At 40.3% G+C, this 26,220-nt stretch carries 17 protein-coding genes; 10 read left to right on the top strand and 7 right to left on the bottom strand.

Going from position 1 to position 26,220, the window contains the following annotated elements; all coding sequences use genetic code 11:
• Positions 1–28: 28 nt before the first annotated feature.
• The 3 genes from ligA to smc all read right to left on the bottom strand — a co-directional run bounded on the left by ligA (position 29) and on the right by smc (position 6,635).
• Positions 29–2,035 (bottom strand): NAD-dependent DNA ligase LigA, encoded by a 2,007-nt coding sequence (ligA, locus tag FJ709_RS07295; RefSeq protein ID WP_226414937.1) that lies wholly within the window; start codon positions 2,033–2,035, stop codon positions 29–31.
• Positions 2,036–2,114: 79 nt separating this feature from the next.
• Positions 2,115–3,170, bottom strand: coding sequence for a cell division protein ZipA (zipA, locus tag FJ709_RS07290; RefSeq protein ID WP_226414935.1), 1,056 nt, complete (start codon positions 3,168–3,170; stop codon positions 2,115–2,117).
• 18 nt (positions 3,171–3,188) lie between these two features.
• Positions 3,189–6,635, bottom strand: a complete 3,447-nt coding sequence (gene smc / locus FJ709_RS07285) for a chromosome segregation protein SMC (protein WP_226414933.1) — start codon at positions 6,633–6,635, stop codon at positions 3,189–3,191.
• Positions 6,636–6,805: 170 nt separating this feature from the next.
• On the opposite strand from smc, the gene cysZ reads away from it, so the two are divergent.
• Together cysZ and FJ709_RS07275 are read left to right on the top strand one after the other, a co-directional pair.
• Positions 6,806–7,579, top strand: a complete 774-nt coding sequence (gene cysZ / locus FJ709_RS07280) for a sulfate transporter CysZ (RefSeq protein WP_226414931.1) — start codon at positions 6,806–6,808, stop codon at positions 7,577–7,579.
• Positions 7,580–7,849: 270 nt separating this feature from the next.
• A complete protein-coding gene (locus FJ709_RS07275) occupies positions 7,850–10,186 on the top strand; it encodes a carbohydrate binding family 9 domain-containing protein (RefSeq protein WP_226414928.1) in 2,337 nt (778 codons plus the stop codon).
• A 322-nt stretch (positions 10,187–10,508) separates the two neighbouring features.
• Here FJ709_RS07275 and FJ709_RS07270 read toward each other — a convergent pair whose 3' ends face one another.
• Together FJ709_RS07270 and FJ709_RS07265 are read right to left on the bottom strand one after the other, a co-directional pair.
• Positions 10,509–11,741, bottom strand: coding sequence for a response regulator (locus FJ709_RS07270; RefSeq protein WP_226414925.1), 1,233 nt, complete (start codon positions 11,739–11,741; stop codon positions 10,509–10,511).
• Between the two features lie 16 nt (positions 11,742–11,757).
• Positions 11,758–12,879: a beta-ketoacyl-ACP synthase III gene (locus tag FJ709_RS07265; protein WP_226414923.1), complete on the bottom strand. Its 1,122-nt coding sequence runs from the start codon at positions 12,877–12,879 to the stop codon at positions 11,758–11,760.
• Positions 12,880–13,257: 378 nt separating this feature from the next.
• On the opposite strand from FJ709_RS07265, the gene cysK reads away from it, so the two are divergent.
• The 3 genes from cysK to FJ709_RS07250 all read left to right on the top strand — a co-directional run bounded on the left by cysK (position 13,258) and on the right by FJ709_RS07250 (position 15,792).
• Positions 13,258–14,223 carry a cysteine synthase A gene (cysK, locus tag FJ709_RS07260; RefSeq protein WP_226414920.1) on the top strand — a complete coding sequence of 322 codons (966 nt, stop codon included), beginning with the start codon at positions 13,258–13,260 and terminating at the stop codon, positions 14,221–14,223.
• Between the two features lie 160 nt (positions 14,224–14,383).
• A complete protein-coding gene (locus FJ709_RS07255) occupies positions 14,384–14,722 on the top strand; it encodes a DUF3703 domain-containing protein (protein WP_226414917.1) in 339 nt (112 codons plus the stop codon).
• Positions 14,723–15,255: 533 nt separating this feature from the next.
• Complete coding sequence (locus FJ709_RS07250; RefSeq protein ID WP_226414915.1) at positions 15,256–15,792, top strand: DUF924 family protein; 537 nt, start codon at positions 15,256–15,258, stop codon at positions 15,790–15,792.
• A 243-nt stretch (positions 15,793–16,035) separates the two neighbouring features.
• Here FJ709_RS07250 and focA read toward each other — a convergent pair whose 3' ends face one another.
• On the bottom strand, positions 16,036–16,962 hold the full coding sequence (gene focA, locus FJ709_RS07245) for a formate transporter FocA (protein ID WP_226414913.1): 927 nt from the start codon (positions 16,960–16,962) through the stop codon (positions 16,036–16,038).
• Positions 16,963–17,584: 622 nt separating this feature from the next.
• On the opposite strand from focA, the gene pflB reads away from it, so the two are divergent.
• Positions 17,585–19,867 carry a formate C-acetyltransferase gene (gene pflB, locus FJ709_RS07240; RefSeq protein WP_226414911.1) on the top strand — a complete coding sequence of 761 codons (2,283 nt, stop codon included), beginning with the start codon at positions 17,585–17,587 and terminating at the stop codon, positions 19,865–19,867.
• Between the two features lie 87 nt (positions 19,868–19,954).
• Complete coding sequence (gene pflA / locus FJ709_RS07235; protein WP_226414909.1) at positions 19,955–20,692, top strand: pyruvate formate lyase 1-activating protein; 738 nt, start codon at positions 19,955–19,957, stop codon at positions 20,690–20,692.
• A gap of 38 nt (positions 20,693–20,730) precedes the next feature.
• Here the strand turns inward: pflA and yfbV are convergent, their stop codons facing one another.
• On the bottom strand, positions 20,731–21,174 hold the full coding sequence (gene yfbV, locus FJ709_RS07230; protein ID WP_226414907.1) for a terminus macrodomain insulation protein YfbV: 444 nt from the start codon (positions 21,172–21,174) through the stop codon (positions 20,731–20,733).
• Positions 21,175–21,346: 172 nt separating this feature from the next.
• Between yfbV and ackA the strand changes: the two genes are divergently transcribed.
• The 3 genes from ackA (at position 21,347) to FJ709_RS07215 (ending at position 25,683) form a co-directional block, all read left to right on the top strand.
• Complete coding sequence (gene ackA, locus FJ709_RS07225; protein WP_226414905.1) at positions 21,347–22,564, top strand: acetate kinase; 1,218 nt, start codon at positions 21,347–21,349, stop codon at positions 22,562–22,564.
• Positions 22,565–22,654: 90 nt separating this feature from the next.
• A complete protein-coding gene (gene pta, locus FJ709_RS07220) occupies positions 22,655–24,811 on the top strand; it encodes a phosphate acetyltransferase (protein ID WP_226414903.1) in 2,157 nt (718 codons plus the stop codon).
• 434 nt (positions 24,812–25,245) lie between these two features.
• Positions 25,246–25,683 (top strand): nuclear transport factor 2 family protein, encoded by a 438-nt coding sequence (locus FJ709_RS07215; RefSeq protein ID WP_226414901.1) that lies wholly within the window; start codon positions 25,246–25,248, stop codon positions 25,681–25,683.
• Positions 25,684–26,220 lie beyond the last annotated feature (537 nt).

Raw genomic sequence — 26,220 nt, 5'->3', positions numbered from 1 at the left:
AGTAGAGTCGTTCGCCATACTACCCATATTAAGCCTGTAGAATAGCGATTAAACTATCTTCATCAATCACTTTTACACCTAACTCTTGTGCTTTAGCGAGTTTAGAGCCTGCTGCCTCTCCCGCCACTAGACAATCGGTATTTTTTGACACACTACCTGCAACTTTGGCACCTAACGCCTGTAGTTGTGCTTTAGCGTCATTGCGATTCAATTGGGTTAAGGTACCTGTTATTACCCAGGTTTGACCTTTTAAACTTAATCCACTTTCATCTGCTTGCTCGATGGGTGGCCAGCTAATACCGCTTTCGAGCAATTTACTAACCACCTCTAAATTATGCTCCTGGGCGAAGAAATGGCTGATATGTTGAGCAACAATTTGGCCAACATCATCAACGTCTAATAGCTGTTCAATTGAAGCAATACGAATTGCCTCAATAGTTTTAAAATGTGCCGCTAGATTTGCTGCAGTCGCCTCGCCAACTTCACGGATACCCAAGCTATATAAAAAGCGCGCTAAGGTCGTTGATTTAGCATCTTTAATTGCTGCGACTAATTTTGTGGCTGATTTCATTGCCATGCGATCAAGCATAGTTATCGCTGACGCAGATAAACCGAATAAGTCCGCGGGACTTTTTACCAGTTCTTTGTCAATCAGTTGCTCGACAATTTTATCGCCCATACCATCAATATTTAATGCTTTACGTGAGGCGAAATGCTTAATCGCTTCTTTGCGCTGTGCTTCACAAAATAATCCACCAGTACAACGAGTAACAGCCTCACCCTCAATACGTTCAACATCGCTTTGACAAATAGGGCAACATAGCGGAAAAACAATATCCGTGGCACTGTCGGCACGCTGTTCTAACACCACAGCGACGACTTTAGGGATCACATCTCCCGCACGTCGAATAATCACGGTATCGCCAATTTTCACCCCAAGACGGGCTATTTCATCGGCATTATGTAATGTGGCATTTGATACTGTCACGCCACCAACAAAAACTGGCTGTAATCGAGCAACTGGGGTAATAGCACCCGTGCGGCCAACTTGAAAATCAACCGCCTCTAATACTGTCATTTCTTCTTGAGCAGGAAATTTATAGGCTATAGCCCAACGTGGCGCTTTAGCCACAAAACCTAAATCAAGCTGTTGCGGAATCGAATTAACTTTAATCACCACCCCATCAATTTCAAAGGCAAGTGCGCTTCTACGGGTTAAAATATCCTGGTAATAGGCATAAACTTTATCTAAATCATTACACACTTTAACTTCAGCGCTAACTGGCAAGCCCCAAACTTTAAGTTGCATTAACTGACCAAAATGGCTTTGTGCCATAGGCAGTGATTCACCCTCAACCACACCCAAAGCGTAAGCATAAAACCCCAGCGCCCGTGAAGCAGTAATTTTACTATCAAGCTGGCGTAAACTGCCGGCGGCGGCATTGCGGGGATTAACAAAAGCTTTTTCATCTTTCGCCATTTGACGTTGGTTTAAAGCGTCAAAGGCGGCTTTGGGCATAAACACTTCACCGCGCACCTCAACTAATTCAGGGTAACCTTCACCCCGCAGTTTTAATGGGATTGACTTAATAGTGCGCACGTTTTCAGTAATATCTTCACCAACAGCGCCATCACCGCGGGTTGCTGCACGTTCAAGTACGCCATGACGATAAGTAATCGATACCGCTAAACCATCTAATTTAGGCTCACACACATACTCCAGCTGCCCGACTTTATCAGTAATACGCTTGTTAAATGCTTCAAAATCAGCCTGTTCAAATGCATTATCTAAACTTAGCATAGGTTTTAAATGGGTGATCTGATCAAACTTTGCTAACGCTAAACCACCCACTCGCTGGCTCGGTGATTCAGAAGATTTAAACTGTGGGAAGTCTCGCTCAAGTTGAATTAAACGCTGCATTAAGCGGTCGTATTCAGCATCAGGAATAGTAGGTGCATCATCTACATAGTAATTGATATTATGTTGATTTAAGGCTTGAGATAATTGAGCGATTTCAGTTTGAATTTCTTGCATAATATTAATCCGTAATACAATAAATAAGGCCGCATTAGCGGCCTTATAATACTAATAAACAACAAATAATAATTCGATACTAAGCGGTTGCGATCCGGCGCTTATAATCTTCTTTGGCGGCATCATTCCAGGGCTGACGCTTACCATCTAACAATTCAGCGTCTAAGTCTTCGGCCAATTGCATGGCGGAGTTAAGCATAATGGTAAAGTTCATTTTAGGGTCGCCATAACAAGGTAATGTCATAAATAACACCACACCTTCGGTGACAAATTGTTCCATATCATCAGGATTAAACACCCCTGGCTTTACCATATTAGCTAGCGAAAACAGTACCTTGCCTGTTCCAGTATTATCAATATGACGGTGAAAAATTTCCATGTCACCAAACTTAAAATTTAACGACAACAGCGCAGGCAATAATTCAGCACCTTGCAATAATTCACCGGCTTTAGACACAACATGCAATACTAATACATCTGTTGGATCGCCTAGTGGCTGTTCTGGTTTCGAGTCAGCAACATCAACAGCCGCTTTTGCAACCGCTGACGGCAATGGTTGACTATCTTGTGTAATTTGCGTTTCAGAAAATGACACTTGTTGTTTATCGGGTTTAGCTTGTAACAACTGTTTTTTAGATTCTGCATAAGTCGGCAGCTTTATTTCTTCAAGGTTTCTATTCTTAACATCTCTACTTTCAATATCTGTGCTTTCAATATCTGTGCTTTCAACATCTCTATTAGCCGCGTTTAATGGCGCTTGCTTTTTATCAGTTGATGACTGCAGGCTGGTTAATGTTTGTTGTTGTGCTTTCTCAGCCGCTTTATACAAACCCATCTCAACAGGTTTAACATCTTTGTCTTGCGCCGCTTTAAATATCGTACTGCTTTTATTAAGGGCAGATTTAAGCACTGGAGGTTCAACTTCTGTTGATTTACGCACCCTAATAGTGCCAATACCATCATTGTCAAAACCATTTGAATCGCGTCGATCGGCTTGCTCTTTATAAAAGTTTGCCATAGGGCTTTCTTTCATCGACTTGGGTTGCTGTTTTCTAATTGACCAAAAACCGTGCACAAGAACCGCAATAATTGCGATTGCACCTAAAACTAACAACACTAGCTGTAAATCTTCCATTGTATACTTAATTCCTATTTATATTGCGTCAGCAAGCGCTACAGCGGCTTCTATATCTACCGCGACTATACGTGAAACACCCGGTTCATGCATAGTGACACCAATGAGTTGGTCAGCCATTTCCATGGTTATTTTATTGTGGCTGATATATACAAATTGCACACTTTGCGACATCTCTTGTAGCAAACGACAAAATCGTTCTACGTTAGCGTCGTCCAGAGGTGCATCTACTTCATCCAGCATACAAAATGGTGCTGGGTTTAATCTAAATATGGCAAATACTAATGATAAAGCGGTTAACGCTTTTTCTCCACCACTAAGTAAGTGGATGGTACTATTCTTTTTACCCGGAGGCTGCGCCATGATGGTCACACCGGTTTCGAGTAAGTCATCATCGGTCAGTGCAAGGTATGCTTTCCCACCACCAAAAACCTTAGGGAACAATTGCATTAAGCCATTGTTTACCGAGTCAAAAGTAGCTTTAAATCGTATTCGCGTTTCTTTATCAATTTTACGAATAGCGTCTTCCAATGTCATTAGACCTTGATTTAAATCGCTATCCTGACTATCCAAATATTGTTTACGTTCACTTTGGGTATCATATTCTTCAATAGCCGCGAGATTGATGGCACCCAAGCCATTAATCTCGTCACGGACTGTTTCTAATGCTTTTGAACATGCCTTTATATCAAAATCATCATCAATATTGGCTAACGCGTTTTGAAGGTTAATATGCTCTTCCTGCAAAACCTGCAATTGCACATCCGCTTGGCCTTTTATACCCTCACGACGTAACTTTAACGCGCTTATTTTTTGAGTCAAGCTTTGTAGCGTGACAAGCTGTTGTTTTTGCATCATTAGTGATGCATCTAGGCTTTGTTGCAAATCAGCTTGTTGTTGACGGTTAGCATTAAGCTTAATCTGATTGTGGTGCTGAATATCAAGCTGTTGCTCTAGCTGTAGCTTAATATTATCCCGCTCAACCTGTTCAAGTGACGCTTGCTTTACCTGACTATGCTGCTCAATATTTACATAACGCTCTGATAGCTCGGCTATTTTTTCAAACTGCTGAGCTAACTGCTGACGGCTGACGGCCACCTGGGTATTAATTTGTTGCAAGGTCTGGTTGATATTGGCCTTGTTTCTTTCAAGCTCCGCACGCTGGGTTTTCAAGTCGCGTAACTGCACGCTGGTATGCTCAAACTTTTGCTGTGCTTGCTCTAGCCTCAATTGGCACTGATGAGTTTGTGTCTCTAAAGTTTCAACTTGCATTGATAAAGCTTCAGCTTCAATCAATTGTTGTTGCTGATGTTCCTTGGCCAAGTGTAATTCTTGAACCAATTGCTGCTGGGTAATTTGACGATTATGCTGCTGATCAACTAATCCTTCATACTTAGACTGCGCTTGGGTTTGTGCCACCAACAGCTGTTGTAACATTTGCTGAGATTGCCCTAATAGGACATTCACTTGAGCTAACTGAGTAACTTGAGTCGTTTGTAACAGCAATGCACTGGTACTTTGAGCTTCAAGCTCTGCCACGCTTTCAATTAAGCTTTGTTGCTCGGTGACTAAGCTAAACACTGATTGATGACTAGACTGCGCTAGTATAAAACCGTGACCAACTAAATAACCTTCTTTTGATACCACAACCGATGAGGCTGATAAACTGGCAATTTTTGCTTTTGCTTCTACAAGCGTCTCAGCAAACACAACCTGCTCCAACCAAGGTGCAAGATTAACTGGGCTGGTCAAAGCCATATGTGAAAAAGTATCACTTAAAAGCATAAAGCCATTACTAATAGAATCTGAGATAGAATCAGAATGAGTAAGCGCATTTTTTGTCGTTAGCACTGCAGCCTTGCTAACAGATTGTAGCAATACGTCAACAGCTTTCTCATAACCTGGGGTAACATTGATTACTTGCCATAACTGCTGAAAATCGGTATCGCCAACTTGGTTATCTAGCCACTCATTAATTAATTGCAGCCGCGCCTTGGTGCTGGCGAGTGAATCTTTTATGAGATGATAACCATTCTGTGCCTGTAATAGATGTTGTTCAGCTTCAACTAAATGTAGATCAAGTTGTTGTTTAGCCGCTTGCTCCGCGATTGTTTGCTCATTTAAACGGCTTAATTTAGCTTGCTGTTCTAGAATATCTTGCTCGATATCTGCATGGGTTAACTGTTGTAATTTTTGCTGTAATAAAGGAATTGTTTGCTCATGCTTATTAAGCAATTGTTGCTGGTGCTCATTTCGCGATTGATACACGGCAAGCTCAGTTTTAACCTGGTTTAACGCATTTGCAGCATCATTAAACTGATGCCATAGATCATCGCTAGATTCATCAACCTGATGGACTTGTTCATCTAACATCTCGAATTGAATTTTAGCTTCTTCAAGCGCAGGCATTAACGCTGACTGTTGATTTAATCCTGCAGCAAGCTCTAACTCATATTGTTGTTGCTTAAGAACGGCCTCATCAAGACGCTGCTGAATAAGTAACAGTTCTTGTTCGCGCTGCGAATCTTGTTGTTGTTGATGTTTTAATTGCTGCTCAAACTTAGCGACTTGATTGCCGGCTTGATAATATTGCTCAACCAGTTTTTGTTCGACATCTGTTAAGCCGTTAATTTGTAGCTGTAACTGCAGCACTAAATTTTCAGATGATTGCTGACTCGCGGCAAATTCACTTTGTTGGCGGTCAAGCTCATTTAACTGGCTGTGCATTTCTGCCGACTGCTCCGACAAATCTTGGTAGCGTCCGGCTAATAAATTGGTGTGCAACTGACGTTCTTGTGACTTTAACGCTCGATATTGTTTTGCTTCTTGAGCTTGTTGGGCTAAACGTTCAATTTGATTACCCAATTCTTGACGAATATCGTTTAACCGTTCAAGATTTTCACGGGTATGGCGAATGCGGTTTTCCGTTTCACGGCGGCGTTCTTTATAGCGAGAAATCCCCGCAGCTTCTTCAATAAATACTCGTAACTCTTGCGGCTTAGACTCTATTAAGCGCGAAATGGTGCCTTGTTCAATAATGGCATAGCTGCGCGGTCCCAGGCCGGTGCCCATAAATAAATCGGTGATATCTTTGCGACGACACTTTTGGCCATTTAAAAAGTAGAATGATTCACTGTCACGGTTAACCTGCCGCTTAACAGAAATTTCTTGATAGCTAGCATATTGCCCTGCTAGTCGACCTTGAATATTTTCAAATATCAGTTCAACACCCGCTACAGAAATAGGCTTTCTGGAGGTGGAACCATTGAAAATGACGTCTGTCATCGAGTCGCCGCGCAGGTTTTTAGCGCTACTTTCGCCCAGCACCCAACGCACAGCATCAATTACGTTAGATTTTCCGCAGCCGTTTGGACCTATAATGGCGGTCAAGGGATGATCAAAGGGGATTTTTGTTGGGTCTACAAACGACTTAAATCCAGCAAGTTTTATTTGTTTTAATCGCATTAATGCCGGTATAGTTTGGTTAACGTTGCTTCTAAGCCGCTCACTGTAGCAATTGAGGCGCATTTTGTAACGATTTTTTGCTTTTAGATACAGTTTATCGCTTGTTTTCTGTCATATCGATTGTCACACTCCCCTTAAGAAATACTTATCACCCCGTCGAGGAGCCATCAATGGCAGTAACATCTCCTTCAAACCGTAAAAGTGGCGTTAACTACTTTTTGGAAGGCTTTGCACTTATCAAGCAACCCGGATTACGTACATTCGTGTTTATCCCCTTAATGATAAATTTGCTGTTATTTTCTGCGGTAATGTATTTTGCAGTGGGAAAATTAGGCGATTTATTTACCTGGATGAACGGTGAAATACCGGACTATCTTACATGGTTAAATTTCTTCCTGTGGCCGTTAGCCGTATTAACAATGCTAGTGGTGATGTCGTTTATCTTCAGCTCAGTGATGAACTGGCTAGCAGCACCTTTCAATGGTTTGCTAGCTGAAAAAGTTGAACAGCATTTAACCGGTAAAAATCTTAATACCGGTGGCGCGGTAGATTTAATTAAAGACTTACCGCGGATAATGGGCCGCGAATGGATTAAGCTGAAATACTATTTACCCCGGGCACTGATTTTTTTAATCTTATTCTGGGTACCTGTTATAGGCCAAACCGCTGCGCCTATTTTGTGGTTTTTGTTTACCGCATGGATGATGGCAATACAATATTGTGATTACCCATTTGATAACCATAAAGTACCCTTTGATGATATGAAGTTTGCTTTGCGAAATACTAAGGGAACCAGTTTTAGCTTCGGGGCATCGGTAACACTATTTTCAATGATCCCAATTGTGAATTTTATTGTTATGCCAGTGGCTATCTGCGGGGCAACGTCAATGTGGGTTGAACGCTACCGTGACGCCTATAAAAACCCGTCAGTTGCAGCAGATTAACCATACTTGCTTACAAACAGTGAACCCTTTATGCAGCGATTTCATTAAACAGTCGCAGACTAAACAGTAGTGAACTCAAATCGCCCCCAACTAAAGCGCTAAGATTGACTCTTGGCGCTTTTTTGTAATGATATTCCACATTCACATCGTACAATTTCACCAGCACAAATTTTGTAACATTTTGACAATCTTTTTATAGCATTAAAGGTCGGAATTATTGCGTTTGTTTGCGACAATGGATAAAACAACTAACAATATTCAAGATAACCAGTGAATAACTACTCAAAAACTCTATTAATACTCAGTGGCCTAATCAGCTTTAGCACCTTTGCCGGCAGTAGTGATCAATTTCATGCCACGCTGCCTACACTGAGCGATGACATTATTATTGATGGTGATTTCGATGAGCCTCAATGGCTGCAAGCTGAAGAAGTTGAATTGAAGTTTGAAACATCACCAGCGGAAAACGTTGCTGCACCAGTGGTTACAACCGCCAGAATATTTGCTTCGCAAACCAGTTTATATGTGGCATTTACCGCTCACGATCCTAATCCACAAGCCATTCGAGCCAATTTGCGTGACCGAGACAAGTCTTGGGGTGATGACATGGTGGGTATTAAACTAGATACATTCAATAATGCCCGGTTGGCCTATCAATTTTTTATCAATGCCTATGGTGTTCAAAGTGATTCAATTGAAAACGAGCTCACAGGACAAGAAAGTGATGCTTGGGATGGTATTTGGTACAGCAAAGGTAAAATCACTGAGACTGGCTATCAAGTAGAAGTTCAACTTCCGCTCAGATTATTCAACTTTGATGATTCAAATGCAGTTCAAAACTGGGGCGTAGAGTTTATCCGCTTTTACCCTCGACATGAAAATCAGCGTTTTTCAACGCATAAAATAGACCGCAATGTGTCATGTAAATTATGTCAGCTGGGGGTTTTACAAGGGTTAGAAGGTGCTAAACAGGGTAAAGATATTCAAATAACGCCGTCACTTGTTGCCAACCAAAATAACCAGCGCAACTTAACCCCTAGTACGCCCTGGGAAGCGGAGTCAGACGTTGAAGCAGGACTGGATTTACGTTGGGGCATAACGCCAACAACACTATTAAATGCAACAATTAACCCCGACTTCTCCCAGGTAGAATCAGATGTGGGTCAATTAGATGTGAACAATACATTTGCACTGTTTTTCCCCGAAAAACGTGCTTTCTTTTTAGATAACAAAGACTACTTTGACAGCCAAATGGAATTGCTTCATACCCGTAATATCAGTTCTCCTGACTACGGGGTAAAACTGACCAGTAAAACCGATGATCATACTATTGGTGTATTAGCTGCAAATGATATCCAGACTCAATTTTTAGTTCCTGGTAATTTAAGCTCAGATATCGCCACCCTTGATCAAGAAAGCTATAACGTAGCAGCGCGATATCGTTACGACCCCAGCAAACAATTATCTATTGGCGGGGTCATGACTCTCAAGCAATCTGATAATTATCAAAACTATGTTTATAGTACTGATATGAAATATCAGCCGACAGAGCAAGACACCTTTACCGCCCAGTATGCATTTTCACAAACAGAATATCCTGATAAGTTTTTTAATCAATTCTGTAAAGGGGATGATTGTACTATTGCTCCAATAGAATGCGATTTAAGTAACTGTGACTATAACGAACGAGTCCTGCGAACGAATAAACAGGACCAATTTAGCGACAATATGTTCAAACTAACCTACCAGCATAATCGTCGCGAATGGTACGCCTCAACACAGTATGAATCTGTGGGTGATGACTTTAGAGCCGATTTAGGCTTTATTGAAAAAGTCGATGCGGCCAAGTTTGTTGCCGGTGGTGGCTATCGCTGGTACCCATCTGAGAACTTTTTTAATAAGATTCAATTAGGTGGCGATTGGGATATTACACATACCCAAAAAGGGGAGTTGCTCGAACAAGAAGCTGAAATGTTTGTTGAACTTGAAGGTGGCTATCAAAGCTATATTGCTTCAGGCATCACCCAACGTGAACGTGTAGGCAGACGCCATAATCCATCCAATATCGACATTGACAACAACACCCAAATGTTTGATGAAACTATAGGCTGGTTTTATACCAACTTTGTACCGCTGCAATCAATCAAGCTAGAGTTGGACATCAATTACGGTGATAGCATCGACTTTGCCAACGATCGCTTAGGCACATTAACCATGTTCAACCCCGAAATTGAATGGAAAATGACCGACTCGATTGTGTTAGATTTATCCCACAGATATCAAACGCTTGATGTTAATGGCGGTAGACTGTTTACCGCAAACCTAACCGACATCCGAGTAAACTGGCAAATTACTCTTAATAGCTTTATCCGCCTGTCTAGTGTGTATACAAATATAGAAAGAGACCCAAGCCTGTATATTTATCAACAACCTAATACCAAATATAAAGACCTAGGTAACGAGTTGCTCTATGGCTACAAACTCAACCCACAAAGTGTGTTCTATATCGGTTACTCAGATGCATTTAAAGCCGATGACGAGATTGATTCGTTAACCCAAAATGACAGAACCTATTTTATGAAAGTCAGCTATGCTTGGTTACTATAGGCCAATAATCGGGTATTTATTTACAATCGCTGTGACATACCTACAAAGTAATAAACAATTCATTTAAAAATTTTTTAATAGGTAACAGGCTATGTTTTTGCGATTAATTCATAGCGTCTTGTTATTTAGAAAGTACTTTGTCAAAGTCTAATTTTTGTTGGTATGTGGGTCTATTAACCGCTTACGATGATTTATTTCTGCTTGTTTCCAAGATCGATTATGGTCGTAACAGGAAAAACAGGTCTCTTCTTAGGGTCAATAACGAAAGAGCAAATACAAGCGATAATGTATAACCTGCTTAAAAATGATTAATACCTACTTTTTAGCGAGTTGACACTACCTGGTTTCTGCCTGCGTCTTTTGCTAAATATAAATATTCATCTGCACGGTGCAGAACACTATCAATGGTTTCACTACGAAGCGTTGCCACACCACAACTAAATGTCATCGTGATTGGGCCTATAGAGGTATCAATCACTTTATTGGCGCATTGTTGCCTAAATTTATCCATCAAGGTATGAGTTTTATCACCGTCTAACCCTTTGAATGCCACCACAAACTCTTCACCGCCAAATCTTGCTACGGTAAAAAGTTGCCCAAATGCCGTTTCTAAACGTTTAGCAAACTCAATCAAAACCTGATCACCAACATCGTGACCATGGCTGTCATTCACTTTTTTGAAAAAGTCGATATCAATAAGCGCCACAGAAAACACATTGTTTTCTTGCTGCTCATATTGATGTTTTTTGAAGAAATATCGTCGAGTAAAAGACTGGGTTAGATAATCACGATTAGCGGTTTCCCAAAGACTGCGGATCATATCTAATGAATCTAGGGTGTTTCGTACGCGGCAGTGAAACTCTTCATGAACAAAGGGTTTTTGTAAAAAGTCATTTGCACCGTTTTTGATAAAGCGTGCTGATAAACTTTCATCATTATCATTAGATAACCCAATAATGGCGAGGTTTTCACGGCTGAATTTCTCTCTTACTCGTAAGATCAACTCAAAACCATCGACATTAGGCATATTATAATCGGTGATTAATAATTGTATATCCGGCTGTTCTTTCAATACCGTCAATGCTTGAGCCCCATCATGGGCTTCAAGTACCTGAAATAAATGTTGTTCTAATAATACCCGCACGAACTTACGACTAACTACTGAGTCATCGGCAACCAACACTTTTACTTGCTGGTTACGCTTCAGGCGAGAAATCAGCTTAACTACATATTCATAGCTATATCGATTCTCTTTAAGCACATAATCCGCTATGCCTAATTTGAGTAGTTCTTTACGCTGCTGAGAGTCAAGACTAGCGGTCAATACAATACAGGTTGTATGGTAAGAGTTCAGTACTAAACTAACAATCTCCCCATTAGGCGCATCGGGTAAATTTAAATCTGCCACCACTAAAAAATATTTATTGTGCTCAAGTAAATGAATAGCTGATGCAAGATCAGGGGCTATATCTACCTCGCACTCTATCTCTTGTATGATTAGATGCTTTAGTACTTTGGAAAGTGTGCGGCTGTCTTCAACAATTAATAACTTCAAAATTTTACCTAAATAACTAACATTTTTCGAGTACGATACTGCCAATAGAATAGCCAGCACCAAATGAACATAGTAGACCGAGATCGCCGGTTTTAAAATCGCTATTAAACTTGTTAAAAGCAATAACCGAACCAGCAGAAGCGGTATTAGCAAACTCATCAAGTACTATTGGTGCCGTTGTTTCGTCAACGTCATCACCTAATAATTTTTTAACTACAAACATATTCATGTTGATATTAGCTTGATGTAACCATAAACGTTTAAATTCTTCAGGTTTGATTTGCTCATCTGCAAATTGCTTATCTAAATGCTGATAAATCATTGGCAAAAGCTCTTTAAATACTTTACGTCCTTGTTGATGAAATAACTTATCGGCAGTGCTCGCATTGTCAGGATCACAACGATTCACAAAACCAAAATTGCTGCGAATATTGTTAGAGTAATCTGTCATACAACTTGTCGATAAAATATTGAAAGCATGTTCTGTTTGAGCTAAATCTTGCCTTTCGACCACAACCGCAGTTGCCACATCACCAAAAATAAAATGACTGTCTCGGTCTCTGAAATTACTTTGCGGCGAAGTCAGTTCAGGGTTTATGACTAATACGCGATTTGCAGTACCGCCTTTAATAGCATTAACCGCATTTACTATAGCAAAGGTCGCTGACGAGCAAGCTACTAGCATGTCATAGGCAAAACCTTTAGTGCCAATAGCTTGTTGAATTTCAATTGCAATTGCAGGATACGCCCGCTGCGTATAGGCACAGGCCACAATGACTAAATCGATATCCTCAGCATTCACTTTTGCCTGGGTCAGCGCTTGCTTTGCAGCTGCAATACCCATGCTAGCCTGCAGCGACAGCTCATCAGACGCTTGATCAGCAATTAATGGCATCATTATCTCAGGGTTTAAGATCCCCTCTTTCACCATTACGTATCGATTTTTTATCCCTGATGCTTTCTCGATAAATTCACTAGATGAATATGCCAAGGGCTCAAGTTCATTGCTTTCTATTTGCTGAGAGTGTTGTTGATTATGCAAATCAACATAGCTGTTGTAGCTAGCAACTAGCTCATCATTAGAAACCGCATAAGGAGGAACAAAAAGACCACTACCTGAAATAACTACTTTTATCATGATGATTACCATTATTAATTTAATTGAGCTAAATGCCTATTATTTGGAATAACAAAAACCATTAAAATCCCAAATAAGGCTATACAGTCACCACAAAAATTGTATCTGTGAAAAAGAATTCATATATTTAGCCGCTTGGCGCCATTTTAGTCCTAACTAGAAAAATAGTCTCACTAATATGTCCAAAATAACTCGATGGTCAGACCATACAGGGGCTAGAGGATATCTCTTTGTATACAAAACGACCGCCAAAACCATACATTAAGCATAACAGTGAACCCTTTTATAACCAAAAGGAATAAAGAATAACAAATATTCACTTCTAAATTCTCCAGTGAAGTTTATGATTAGACAATGCAAAAATAGGAGTAAACATTCATGAGCAAAATTTTCGAAGATAATTCATATACTTTAGGTAATACTCCACTCGTTCGCTTAAACCGCGTCAGTAACGGTAACGTATTAGCCAAAATTGAAGCTCGTAACCCAAGCTTTAGTGTTAAGTGTCGTATTGGCGCTAACATGATTTGGGATGCGGAAAAGAAAGGCACCCTAACTAAAGATGTAGAGCTAGTAGAACCAACATCAGGTAATACAGGTATTGCACTTGCTTATGTTGCCGCAGCTCGTGGTTATAAGTTAACCCTAACTATGCCAAACACAATGAGCCTAGAGCGTCGTAAACTGTTAAAAGCACTCGGTGCTAAAGTGGTATTAACAGAAGGCGCTAAAGGCATGAAAGGCGCAATTGATAAAGCAGAAGAAATTCGTTTATCAGATCCGTCTAAATATTTAGTTTTAGGTCAATTCAGCAACCCTGCTAATCCTGAAATTCATGAGAAAACCACAGGTCCTGAAATTTGGAATGATACTGATGGCCAGGTAGATGTGTTTGTTGCCGGTGTAGGTACTGGTGGCACGATTACAGGTACTAGCCGTTTCTTAAAAGCACAGGGTAAAGAAGTTATTTCTGTTGCTGTAGAGCCAGTGGACTCACCCGTTATCGCTCAAGCTAAAGCGGGTCAACCTATCCAACCTGGACCACATAAAATCCAAGGTATTGGCGCGGGTTTCATCCCAGGAAACCTAGACCTTTCATTAGTTGACCGCGTTGAAGCTGTTAGCAATGAAGATGCTATTGAAATGTCATTACGCTTGATGAAAGAAGAAGGTATTTTAGTAGGCATATCTTCTGGTGCAGCTGTTGTAGCAGCTAATCGTATTGCTGCACTGCCAGAATTTGCAGACAAAACAATTGTTGTTATTCTACCATCAGCAGCTGAGCGTTATTTATCATCAGTGTTATTTGCTGGTGAGTTTGGCGATAGCGAAAACGTACAATAATGGTGCGATTGTTATAACGACACACTCGTTATAATCCGTCTTCATCATCAAAAACCCGGCTAATGTCGGGTTTTTTATTAGCTTAATTTAACTGACATACATTCATTTTAATTGCTAAATTAGTAACACTAATTTTAATAAGAATTAAGTGAGTAGATCTGTGCGAAAAAAACTTAAAGATGCTTATGGTTTAGAAATGGATCAAGCTATTCGTTTTTATACATTAAATAAATTTGATGTAGCATTCTATCACTTAGAACGAGCGCATATTCTAGGTCAAAGTTATATTCTACCTCATACAAAATCCCATTGGTGGATGCTTAAAATTGGTTTCAAGAAACACAATTTCAGAGAAGTATTTGGTCAGATAAGCAGAATAATAGCGTCGGTATTGTTTTCAAAAATTTGGGTTCCGACAGGAAACACAGGCGGAACTAATGTCAATCCATTGAAATCAATGCCTATCCCTGAGGATGTAAATAAAATTCTGAGTGAGTAGCCCGAGTTCAGGCTAAGTGAAAATATCCAGCAGATTAAATGGCAGAATACAGAGGCTTTCACCTCATGAGTCTATCCCCATAAAGGGCGAACACTATTGCAAGCAGCCGGAAAAATCATTCACTGTTAAAGACGTTGTGTTTTAAGGAGAAATTTTGAAAACTAGCGTAAATATTAGTTTGGCTCAAGCTCCTGTGGCAAATAGGGACGTAAAAAAAATCTCACACAACATATCCAAATGGTTGAGCAATCTTCATTATACAAAGCTGGTTTAATCGTTTCACTGAATAATCTTTGACTAGCTCTGAGTCTAAGTCGCCTAGCTTAGTTTCGTGCAAAATTGCAGGCAATGAGAACGATGCAATCCAAACGAAGCATAACTTTTTTGATGACTTCTGTAGTCAAATAAGCTATTTAAAAGAATGCATCGAATTCATTTGTCGCCATCAAATCATCGTTCGCTTAAACATAAAGTCCCCTAATCCACTATGCCGCAACACGGCTACAATAAAACATTAAACAAGGAGTACTAAAATGTATCAAAAAATTATAGACTTTTGGTTTACAGAGCTTGAGCCTAAGCAATGGTGGCAAAAAGATGTTGCCTTCGACTTAATGATTCAAACTCGTTTTGGCGCGGTCCACAATCAAGCTAAAGCCGGTGAGTTGTTTCATTGGCGTGAAACAGCTTTAGGTAGTCTTGCTGAGGTTATCGTAATAGATCAATTTTCACGAAATATTTATCGTGACAAACCAGAGTCATTTGCATGCGATTCAATGGCATTAGCACTTGCTCAATTTACCATATCAAAAGGTTTGGATAGCGAGTTATCGCAAATTCAGCGTATTTTTCTTTATATACCCTTTATGCACAGTGAGTCGAAGTTAATACACACAGAAGCGGTCAGGCTATTCAGCTCTGTGGGTATTCAAAGTAACCTAGATTTTGAATATAAACATAAAGAGATTATTGATAGATTTGGTCGTTATCCGCATCGCAACGCAATTCTAGGGCGTCAATCAACAAAAGATGAAATAGAATTTCTAAAGCTACCAAACTCAGGGTTTTGATCTTTGAACAAGCTCTCAGTCATCAATATTCCCAAAGATGATAGCGATGTTTAAGCAGGATTCAGGAAAAAAATGGAATGAGTATAAAAATTGCTTGGTTCTATTTTGCAAAGAAAATTGAAGATAAAAATGTAGCTAAAAAAACAGATAGTCACATAACTAAAGAAGAGGGCTAGCGGAACCTCAATGGTATTCGCTAGCCCACTGTTTTACACGTTAAGTATTGGTGTGATAACTAAATAACTAATCTACTTCTGTTTTTACCGCAGGTTTAATTATGCTATTTGTTGAGGTAATAGTTGAAAAACTGCCGTTTTCAACTAACCAGTAACCTAAACCTATCGCGACCGCCCCGCCAACAATATTGCCTAATGTCACCGGAATTAAGTTATTAAAAATAGCGTTGCTTAAGTTAACGTCGCTAAATTGATCTCGGCTAATTTCTAACGCCATAAAAAAACTGTCTGGGGCAAAATTTTGTACTGCGATACCAAAAGGCAACATAAATAAGTTAGCAATACAGTGTTCAAAACCTGTGGCAACAAACATGGCAACAGGCAATATCACTAGAAAACATTTCGTTAATAAGTCTTTAGTGGCAAATGTCATCCAAATGCCTAAACACACCAACACATTACACAAAATACCTAATACAAATGCTTGCAGCCAAGTATGATGTAATTTGTGCTGGGCAATATTGAGTGCCGATAAGCCCCACTGGTTATCCGCTAACTCAAATAAGCGGCCTAACATAATAAGCAACACCATCAATAATGCGCCAACCATGTTGCCTAAATAAACCCGTGCCCAGCAATGTAATTGTTGCTTCATAGTGATCCGTTTATTAATCCAGGTAACACTGGTTAATACCGTACTGGTAAATAACTCACCACCTGCGGCAATAACCAGCATTAAGCCTAAACTAAACGCGATACCACCAATAAAGCGCGTTATGCCCCAACCGGCTTCACTACCAGTCGTAACCGAGATATAGAACACAAAAGCGATTGCAATAAACATCCCTGAAAATATCGCCAGAGTGAATGATTGCCAAGAAGATTTTTGGACTTTTTTCATTCCATAATCATCAGCAATAGACAAGGATGTTTCGGCTTTAATGATGGCATGTTGATTGCCCACTAAAGTGGTTTGGGTATTTTCAGATTTCATTAATCACTCTCGATGCAAACATTACTCGCTAGAGCACACGGACTACCATCTATAAGCCACATTCGCTTATTCTTTTTCACCTACAATTTAAAACCAAAAACCATTAAGGTGCTTTGGTAAGACCAATTACAGGTTGCTTTTTGATAACAATTAGTGCGCAACAAAACTGCTAAAATGAACTTTATGACAGGAATGATTGCACATTCAATAGCGAGATATTAATTAATTCCGCCTAATGTCGCGAATTATAGTGCCAAAACTGTTAGCTAGCTAACAGTTTTGATCAAATACCTTATGAATTCCAGGTCAATTAATGCCAATGTAAATATGCTGTGGTATTATATATTGGTAAATTGGTCTTACCAAGAAACCATGTAAAACTAAGCTTACAAATATCCTTTTAACGTCTATGTAGATAAATAATAATCCAGTTCAATATCGTTTCATGGATTTGACGTTACAGAGAAGACAAGATAAATCAGGTTATCTTGTAGTAAATAGCCCAAATAACCTGAAAAGAATTTTACAGCCTGTTAGCTAAGATAGTGTGACTGATGTTAAAGCCGCAGTAATGCCAAACAGACTGACATACCGATTCATTAAGTTTAAAGGTAAAAATGACATGACTGATAACACAACTGTTTTTGCAAATGCGTGGAATAACTTTGTCGCAGGTGACTGGAAAACACAGGTCAACGTTCGAGATTTTATTCAGCATAATTATACTCCTTATGAAGGTGACGAATCCTTTCTAGCCGATGCCACTGACGCAACTTTATCTTTATGGGATAAAGTGATGGAAGGCATCAAGCAAGAAAACACCACCCATGCCCCGATAGATTTTGACACCAAAATGGTGTCGACTATCACCTCTCACGATGCCGGTTATATCAATCAAGAACTTGAAACCATAGTTGGCTTACAGACAGATGCCCCACTTAAACGTGCCATGTTACCTAATGGTGGCATTCGTATGGTTGAAGGCTCGTGTAAAGCTTACGACCGCGAATTAGACAGTGATATTAACTACATTTATTCTGAGCTACGTAAAACCCACAATCAGGGTGTATTTGATGTTTACACCCCTGAAATTATGGCTTGTCGTAAATCGGGGATATTAACTGGCTTACCTGATGCTTATGGCCGTGGTCGAATTATTGGTGATTACCGTCGTATTGCCTTATACGGTATCGACTATTTAATGCAAGACAAGCTTGCCCAGTTCACCTCTTTACAGGCTCAAATGGAAGCGGGTGACGATCTCAATAACGTTATCCAGCTTCGCGAAGAAATATCTGAACAATACCGTGCATTAACGCAAATGAAAGTGATGGCCGCTAAATATGGCTGTGATATTTCAGTACCCGCCACGTCAGCGAAAGAAGCTATTCAGTGGACCTATTTTGGTTATTTAGCGGCAGTTAAAAGCCAAAATGGCGCGGCAATGTCTTTAGGGCGTACCTCATCATTTCTAGATATCTTTATTGAACGTGATATTAAAAATGGCATCATTACTGAACAACAGGCTCAGGAAATGGTTGACCATTTTGTGATGAAACTGCGTATGGTTCGTTTTTTACGCACCCCTGAATACGATGAACTATTCTCTGGCGACCCTATTTGGGCAACAGAATCTATTGCAGGTATGGGTGTAGACGGTCGTACTTTAGTGACTAAATCAAGTTTCCGTTTCTTACATACCCTATACAATATGGGCCCAAGCCCTGAGCCAAATATCACCGTATTGTGGTCAACAAAATTGCCACAGGGCTTTAAAAGTTATTGCGCAAAAGTCACTATCGATACCAGCTCAATTCAGTATGAAAATGACGACCTAATGCGCCCAGACTTCCAATCGGACGATTATGCGATTGCCTGTTGTGTTAGCCCTATGATTGTCGGCAAACATATGCAGTTTTTCGGTGCTCGCGCTAACTTAGCCAAAACCATGCTTTACGCTATTAATGGTGGCGTTGACGAAAAGCTTAAAAAACAAATTGCCCCAAAAACCGCAGCAATTACTGACACAGTGCTAGATTTTGATGATGTGATGACGCGTTTAGATTCGCAAATGGATTGGTTAGCGACCCAATATGTCACAGCACTTAATAGTATTCACTTTATGCACGATAAGTATTCTTATGAAGCTGCGTTAATGGCATTACACGACCGTGATGTTCGTCGTACTATGGCCTGTGGTATTGCCGGTTTATCGATTGCAGCTGACTCACTTTCAGCGATTAAATATGCCAAAGTAAAACCTATTCGTGATGAGAGTGGTATTGCCGTTGATTTTGATATTGAAGGTGATTATCCGAAGTTTGGTAATAATGACTCACGTGTAGATGATATCGCCTGTGACTTAGTTGAGCGTTTTATGGCGAAAATTCGCGATAAAAAAATGTATCGCAATGCGATACCTACTCAATCAATCTTAACCATTACCTCTAACGTGGTTTATGGTAAGAAAACCGGTAACACGCCAGATGGCCGCCGCTCTGGTGCGCCTTTTGCGCCAGGTGCCAACCCAATGCATGGTCGTGATGAAAATGGCGCTATTGCATCATTAACCTCTGTGGGCAAGCTACCCTTTGAGCACGCACAAGACGGTATTTCTTATACCTTCTCTATTGTGCCCAATGCGCTAGGTAAAGAAGATAGTACGCGTCGCAATAACCTTGCTGCATTGATGGATGGTTACTTCATGCACAATGATCATCAACAAGGTGGTCAACATTTGAACGTTAACGTGATGAACCGTGAAATGCTTGAAGATGCGATTATTAATCCAGACAAGTATCCACAACTCACCATTCGAGTGTCTGGCTACGCTGTGCGTTTTAATGCTCTTACCACAGAGCAGCAGCAAGACGTTATCACCAGAACCTTCACTAAAGGTTTATAAACTCTGCTAAAATTAGCTGTATCGAATATTCGATGCAGCTTTTTTATTGAATATTGGTTTATTACTCTCATTTATAAAGGGTGTTATATGGCAAAGGGACGCATCCACTCCATCGAATCATTTGGTACCGTTGATGGTCCTGGTATTCGCTACATTGCTTTTATGCAAGGCTGCTTAATGCGCTGCCAATACTGCCATAACCGTGATACCTGGGACTTAGAGGCCGGTAAAGAAGTCACTGTTGGTGAGTTGATGTCGCAAATTATCACCTATCGCCCCTTTTTAGAAGCCAGTGGCGGCGGAGTTACTGCAAGTGGTGGTGAAGCCATTTTACAGGCCGAATTTGTCGCTGAGCTTTTCAAAGCCTGTAAAGACCAAGCTATTCATACTTGTCTTGATACCAATGGCTTTGTCCGAAAATACGATCCTGTTATCGATGAGTTACTTGATAGTACTGATTTAGTGTTACTCGATATTAAACAAATGGACGACCCAACTCATATTTTGCTCACAAAAGTCAGCAATCAACGCACATTGCAATTTGCTCAGTACCTGGCAACTCGAGGGCAAAAAACCTGGATACGCTATGTGGTGGTCAATGGTTTTACCGATGATATTGAATCGGCAATTAAGCTTGCTGAATTTATCAAGCCCATGACCAATGTGGAAAAAGTAGAATTATTGCCGTTTCACCAGCTAGGTGAGCATAAATGGCAAGCCTATGGCGAAGCATCGCCTCTTGCTAATTTATCACCGCCAAGTGAACAAACCATGTTATCCATTAAACAAGTATTCACTGACCGTGGTATTGAAGCTATTTTTTAATCCGATGCTTACAGTTAGGTAATGTTAGCACATGTAACTTATAGCTCATCCCAATAATGCTTATCCAATCGGTTAAAGGCAATATTAAGTAAGCTAGCAAAATCTAAGTAACACGCTTTGGCACCTAGTGGTTGGCAATTAACGCCCATTTGGTTGAGTTTTTGACTAAGCTGATTGCTCCAATCAAACAAACTTAATGGCAATGGATGACGTGAACGCCAACCAAGCCAGAGCAAGCCTTGAATAGGTAAACTAATAATAAACAGGGTCATCGCCAAAGTTTGGGGGAAATGACCCCAACCTAAAACATAAATTTGGCTAGATGCAACAAATAAGGCAATAACTGGCATTGCCCAAAAGGCAGTTTGAGTCGCTTTAACGACACGATATTCAGGAAAATAAAAGCCTAACTGGCGCACCATGGGCCAAGTGGACATGTATTTTTTACCGTCGCGAATTAGCGTGACAACATTGAGTACCAAAGAGAATTACCTAACATGGTGGAACATACTTAAACAATAGCATATTGAGTAAGTTTGTCCCAAATAAACAGCCAAAATGATGTTGGCTAACACACGATACCAATGCACTGCCTAACATCGATTATGCGGCGCACTCTTTAAAATTTTTGATTAAGCTTAGTAAGGTCTAATTATGTCAGATAACCTAGAGTCAGATGATTTAGTATTAGTTTTAAACTGCGGCAGTTCATCGCTAAAATTTGCCGTTATTGGCGCCCAATCGGGTGAAGAGCACATTTCAGGTTTAGCAGAATGCTTTGGCCTTGAGGACTCGCGCATTAAATGGAAAGCTCAAGGCGGCAAAAACGAAGCAAAGTTAGGCGCATTTACCGCACATCGTGAAGCCGTTGAATATATTGTTAAAACTATTCTAGCGGGCCATCCAGAATTAGCCGCACAGATCAAAGCCATTGGTCATCGTATTGTTCATGGTGGCGAGAAATTCACCCGCTCAGTGATTATCACTCCTGATGTCATTCAGGGTATTGAAAACTGCGCATCACTTGCTCCGCTTCATAACCCGGCTCACTTAATTGGTATTCGTGCAGCAATGGCATCATTTCCAACACTGCCTCAAGTAGCAGTATTTGATACCGCATTTCACCAGTCAATGCCTGAAAAAGCCTATATTTATGCTCTTCCATATAAATTGTATCGCGAGCATGGCATTCGTCGCTATGGCATGCACGGTACCAGTCATTTTTATGTCAGCCGTGAAGCGGCAAAAGTATTAAACAAAGACATTGCCGATACCAATGTTATCGTCGCACACTTGGGCAATGGCGCATCGGTTACTGCGATTAAAGGCGGTAAAAGTGTTGATACTTCAATGGGGTTAACCCCACTTGAAGGTCTAGTGATGGGCACACGTTGTGGCGACTTAGACCCATCGATTATTTTTCATTTAGTCAATCAACTCGGATACACCCTAACTGAAGTCAACAACCTGTTAAATAAGCAAAGTGGACTACTGGGGATTTCAGAACTGACTAATGATTGTCGTGGCATTGAAGAAGGCTATCAAGATGGCCACAAAGGCGCGACATTAGCACTAGAGATTTTCTGCTATCGTTTAGCCAAGTATATTGCATCATATACAGTGCCACTAGGACGATTAGATGCGATAATTTTCACTGGTGGTATTGGTGAAAACTCTGACTTAATTCGTGCAAAGGTATTAGATTTATTAGCTATATTTAACTTCAAAGTCGATGATACTAAAAACAAAGCTGCTCGTTTCGGCCACGACGGTATTATTACCGCTGATAATAGCCCTGTGGCTATGGTTATTCCAACTAATGAAGAGTGGGTTATTGCTGAAGATGCGGTTAAATTAATCTCAGCTAAATAGACTCGGTTAAAATAAGCACACCTAACAAAAACTAAGCAAACTCAGCTTTAGAGGTTTGGCTTTAGTCATTAAAATTTTATTGAGGTTTATATGTCTCGAAATATTATGCTCGTTCCGATCGGTATCGGCGTGGGCTTAACATCACTCAGTTTAGGTATGGTGCGCGCGCTTGAACGTAAGGGCGTAAAAGTACAATTTTTCAAGCCAATTGCACAAATACGCTCTGGCGATAAAGGCCCTGAGCGCTCTACCACCATTTTAAGCAAATCGCCCACCGTTAATCCGTTAGAGCCATTTGGTATGGAGCACGCTGAAGCGTTAATCCGCTCTGAACAAACAGATGTGCTAATGGAGCAAATTATTGCACGGGCATCAGAGTGTGCCGCCAATACTGAAATTATTGTAGTAGAAGGGTTAGTGCCTACCCGCAGCCACCCATTTGCCGATGATATTAACTATGAAATAGCCAAAGCACTTGATGCTGATGTTATTTTCATTGCAACACCAGGTAATGACACCCCTAATGGCTTAATGAACCGCTTAGAAATTGCTTATAACTCATGGGGTGGGGCTAAAAATAAACGCGTAATTGGTTCTATTATTAACAAAATTGGCGCTCCTACCGATAATGAAGGTCGTGCTCGTCCAGACTTGTCTGAAGTATTTGATCATAACAACGTTAAAGTCGGTGATACCGCAGGCATGTTTCAGCTACCAGGAAAAAGCCCACTGCGCATTCTTGGCAGCGTACCATTTAATTTAGATTTGATTTCGCCTCGTGCATCAGATTTAGCAAAACATTTAAATGCCAGAATAATCAATGCGGGTGAAATGCATATTCGACGCATGCGTCGTGTCACTTTTTGTGCTCGTTCAATTCCTAATATGGTAACCCATATTAAGACTAACTCATTATTGGTCACCTCTGGTGATCGATCTGATGTTATCGTCTCGGCCTGTTTAGCGGCAATGAATGGTGTCAAAATTGGTGCATTACTGCTGACCGGTGGCTATGAGCCTGAACCTGAAATTATGAAATTATGCGAACAGGCATTCGAAACAGGTTTACCGGTATTCTTAATTGACAGTAACACCTGGCAAACCTCACTCAACATTCAACGTTTTGATCATGAAGTACCTGTAGACGATGCGGTTCGAGTTGAGAAAGTACAAGAATATGTCGCCAGCCATATCGATCAAAGCTGGATCGAAAGTGTCACTCAGGATTCAACTCGCGAACATCGCTTATCACCGCCCGCTTTCCGTTACAAACTAACCGAATTAGCTCGTGCTGCGCGCAAGAAAATTGTGCTACCTGAAGGCGAAGAGCCACGCACCATTAAAGCTGCGGCTATTTGCGCTGAACGTGGTATTGCCCGTTGTGTATTGTTAGGCAATAGAGAAGAGATTCTTCGTATTGCTTCGGTTCAAGATGTGGTGCTAGGTGAAGGAGTTGAAATTATCGACCCTGAAACCGCACGTGAGAAATACGTCGAACCTATGCTAAACCTTCGTCGCCATAAAGGCTTAACGGAAGTCGTAGCCAGAGAGCAGCTAGAAGATAACATGGTACTCGGTACTATGATGTTGGCTGAAAATGAAGTTGACGGCATTGTATCTGGTGCAATCAATACCACAGCGAATACGATTCGCCCTCCATTGCAGCTGATCAAAACAGCGCCAGGCTCAAGCTTAGTCTCTTCGATATTCTTTATGTTGATGCCAGACCAGGTGCTCGTATACGGCGACTGTGCCATTAATCCAGATCCCAACCCTGAACAGTTGGCAGACATTGCAATTCAATCTGCAGAATCTGCTGCTGCATTTGGTATTGAACCTCGTGTCGCTATGATAAGTTATTCAACAGGTACTTCAGGTACGGGATCAGATGTGGATAAAGTACGTGAAGCAACTCGTATTGCCAAAGAAAAACGTCCCGACCTCATCATTGACGGTCCATTACAATATGATGCCGCGGTTATGCCTAATGTCGCCATGTCTAAAGCACCTAATAGTCCAGTCGCGGGTAAAGCCACAGTATTTATTTTCCCAGATTTGAATACGGGTAACACAACCTACAAAGCGGTTCAGCGTAGTGCCGATCTAGTCAGTATTGGACCAATGTTGCAAGGCATGCGTAAACCTGTAAATGACTTATCTCGCGGCGCATTAGTCGATGATATTGTTTACACTATCGCATTGACGGCTATTCAATCCGCACAAAATGAAGCAAAGGCTAAATCTTAGCCAACAACCAATATTATTGCTTCAAAGCTATTATTCAAGCTAACAAAAAAGCACTGCTAATAAGCAGTGCTTTTTAATATCTTTCAATAATACGTAAAAGGCACTTTTTAACCACGAAATATAGCTAATAAAAAACAATGACTTAATCAGCCATCATTAATCCATTCACATACTTGTCCACAGATTCTGTGGATAACCTTTAAGATGTAAAAATTTACTCGCAGTTATAAATACTGCAATTAAAGGCGAATACATTGTTTACACCAATTCACCATAGCAATTTATAGACTTACCTTGCCAGTGATAATTTAATTATAGATACTATTACCCATTCATTTGGCTAGGTTTTGCACAAACTGTAGGCTTTAACGGCATTTTAATACTCTAACGGGGTCATCCCTTAATGAGTGTCTTTATAGGAACAGCATATTTTTATGTTTAGATTTGTATTTATTTTTAGCTTGATAGCCTTATTAGGCTGTGAAAAAGTCATTGAAAAAGGCGAAGCCCCACAAACACCAGAAAGTGTCACATTAAGTTTTTTAGAAGCTATCTATAACGAAAGGGACATAAGTAAAGCGTTACCCTACGTAACACCTGAGTTACGTGAAGTATTAGAACACTACCACATTGCCTCATCAGTACAGCGTCATGTGATGGGATTATCAATGACCGAAGTCAATATGAGCATTGATGAAATCGATATCGATTTTTTTCGTAAGTTTACTGATGAAGTGACTATTATTGTCAAAATGGAAGGACTTAAAGGCGGTAGACCTTGGGTAGACGACAGAACACTGCATTTAAAGAAGAAAGGTAAAAAGTGGATTATTGTAGAAGTATTACCAGAAAAAGGCCGTATTAGTGGCTAATAACCTGAGTTTATTATTGTTGTTCGAAGTACGCTTAATCCGTGTTCAATCATTATGAACGACAACATACTAATCACTACCTACAAAAAACTTGCCAGATAAGGTCAGTTAACCTTTAGATTACTCTCCAAAAAATACAACAAAAAAATAGCAGCCTAGGCTGCTATTTTAATGTTTTTTGCATTGTCGCTTGGAGTGTAAACCTAAATCTATAGGCCATTATTCCTCGTTCAAACTCTACTCTTCATCAGAAGGCAGAGACTCTAACACGTCGTCTTTTACTTGATAGTAAGCGTTTTCGTATTCATGAACTTCCATAATAACTCCAATCATTTCTTAGGTCGTTTAGGGTCTAGGCATGTTTATTTTTAGGCTATCTTGTCAGTAACATTTACCTAGTAACAGAGAAGAGTACCAATCACGTTCTTCTGCTGGCGAGTATATCAACCTAGGGCTAATGATTACTAGTCTAACACCCACAAACTTACCAAAAACTTTCAGAATAGAATGTTTTTATAGTGGCACAATCCATATAAC

Origin of the sequence: Shewanella glacialimarina (assembly GCF_020511155.1) — a bacterium.
GTDB classification, from domain to species: Bacteria; Pseudomonadota; Gammaproteobacteria; order Enterobacterales; family Shewanellaceae; genus Shewanella; species Shewanella glacialimarina.
This window is presented reverse-complemented; position numbering and strand designations above follow the sequence as displayed.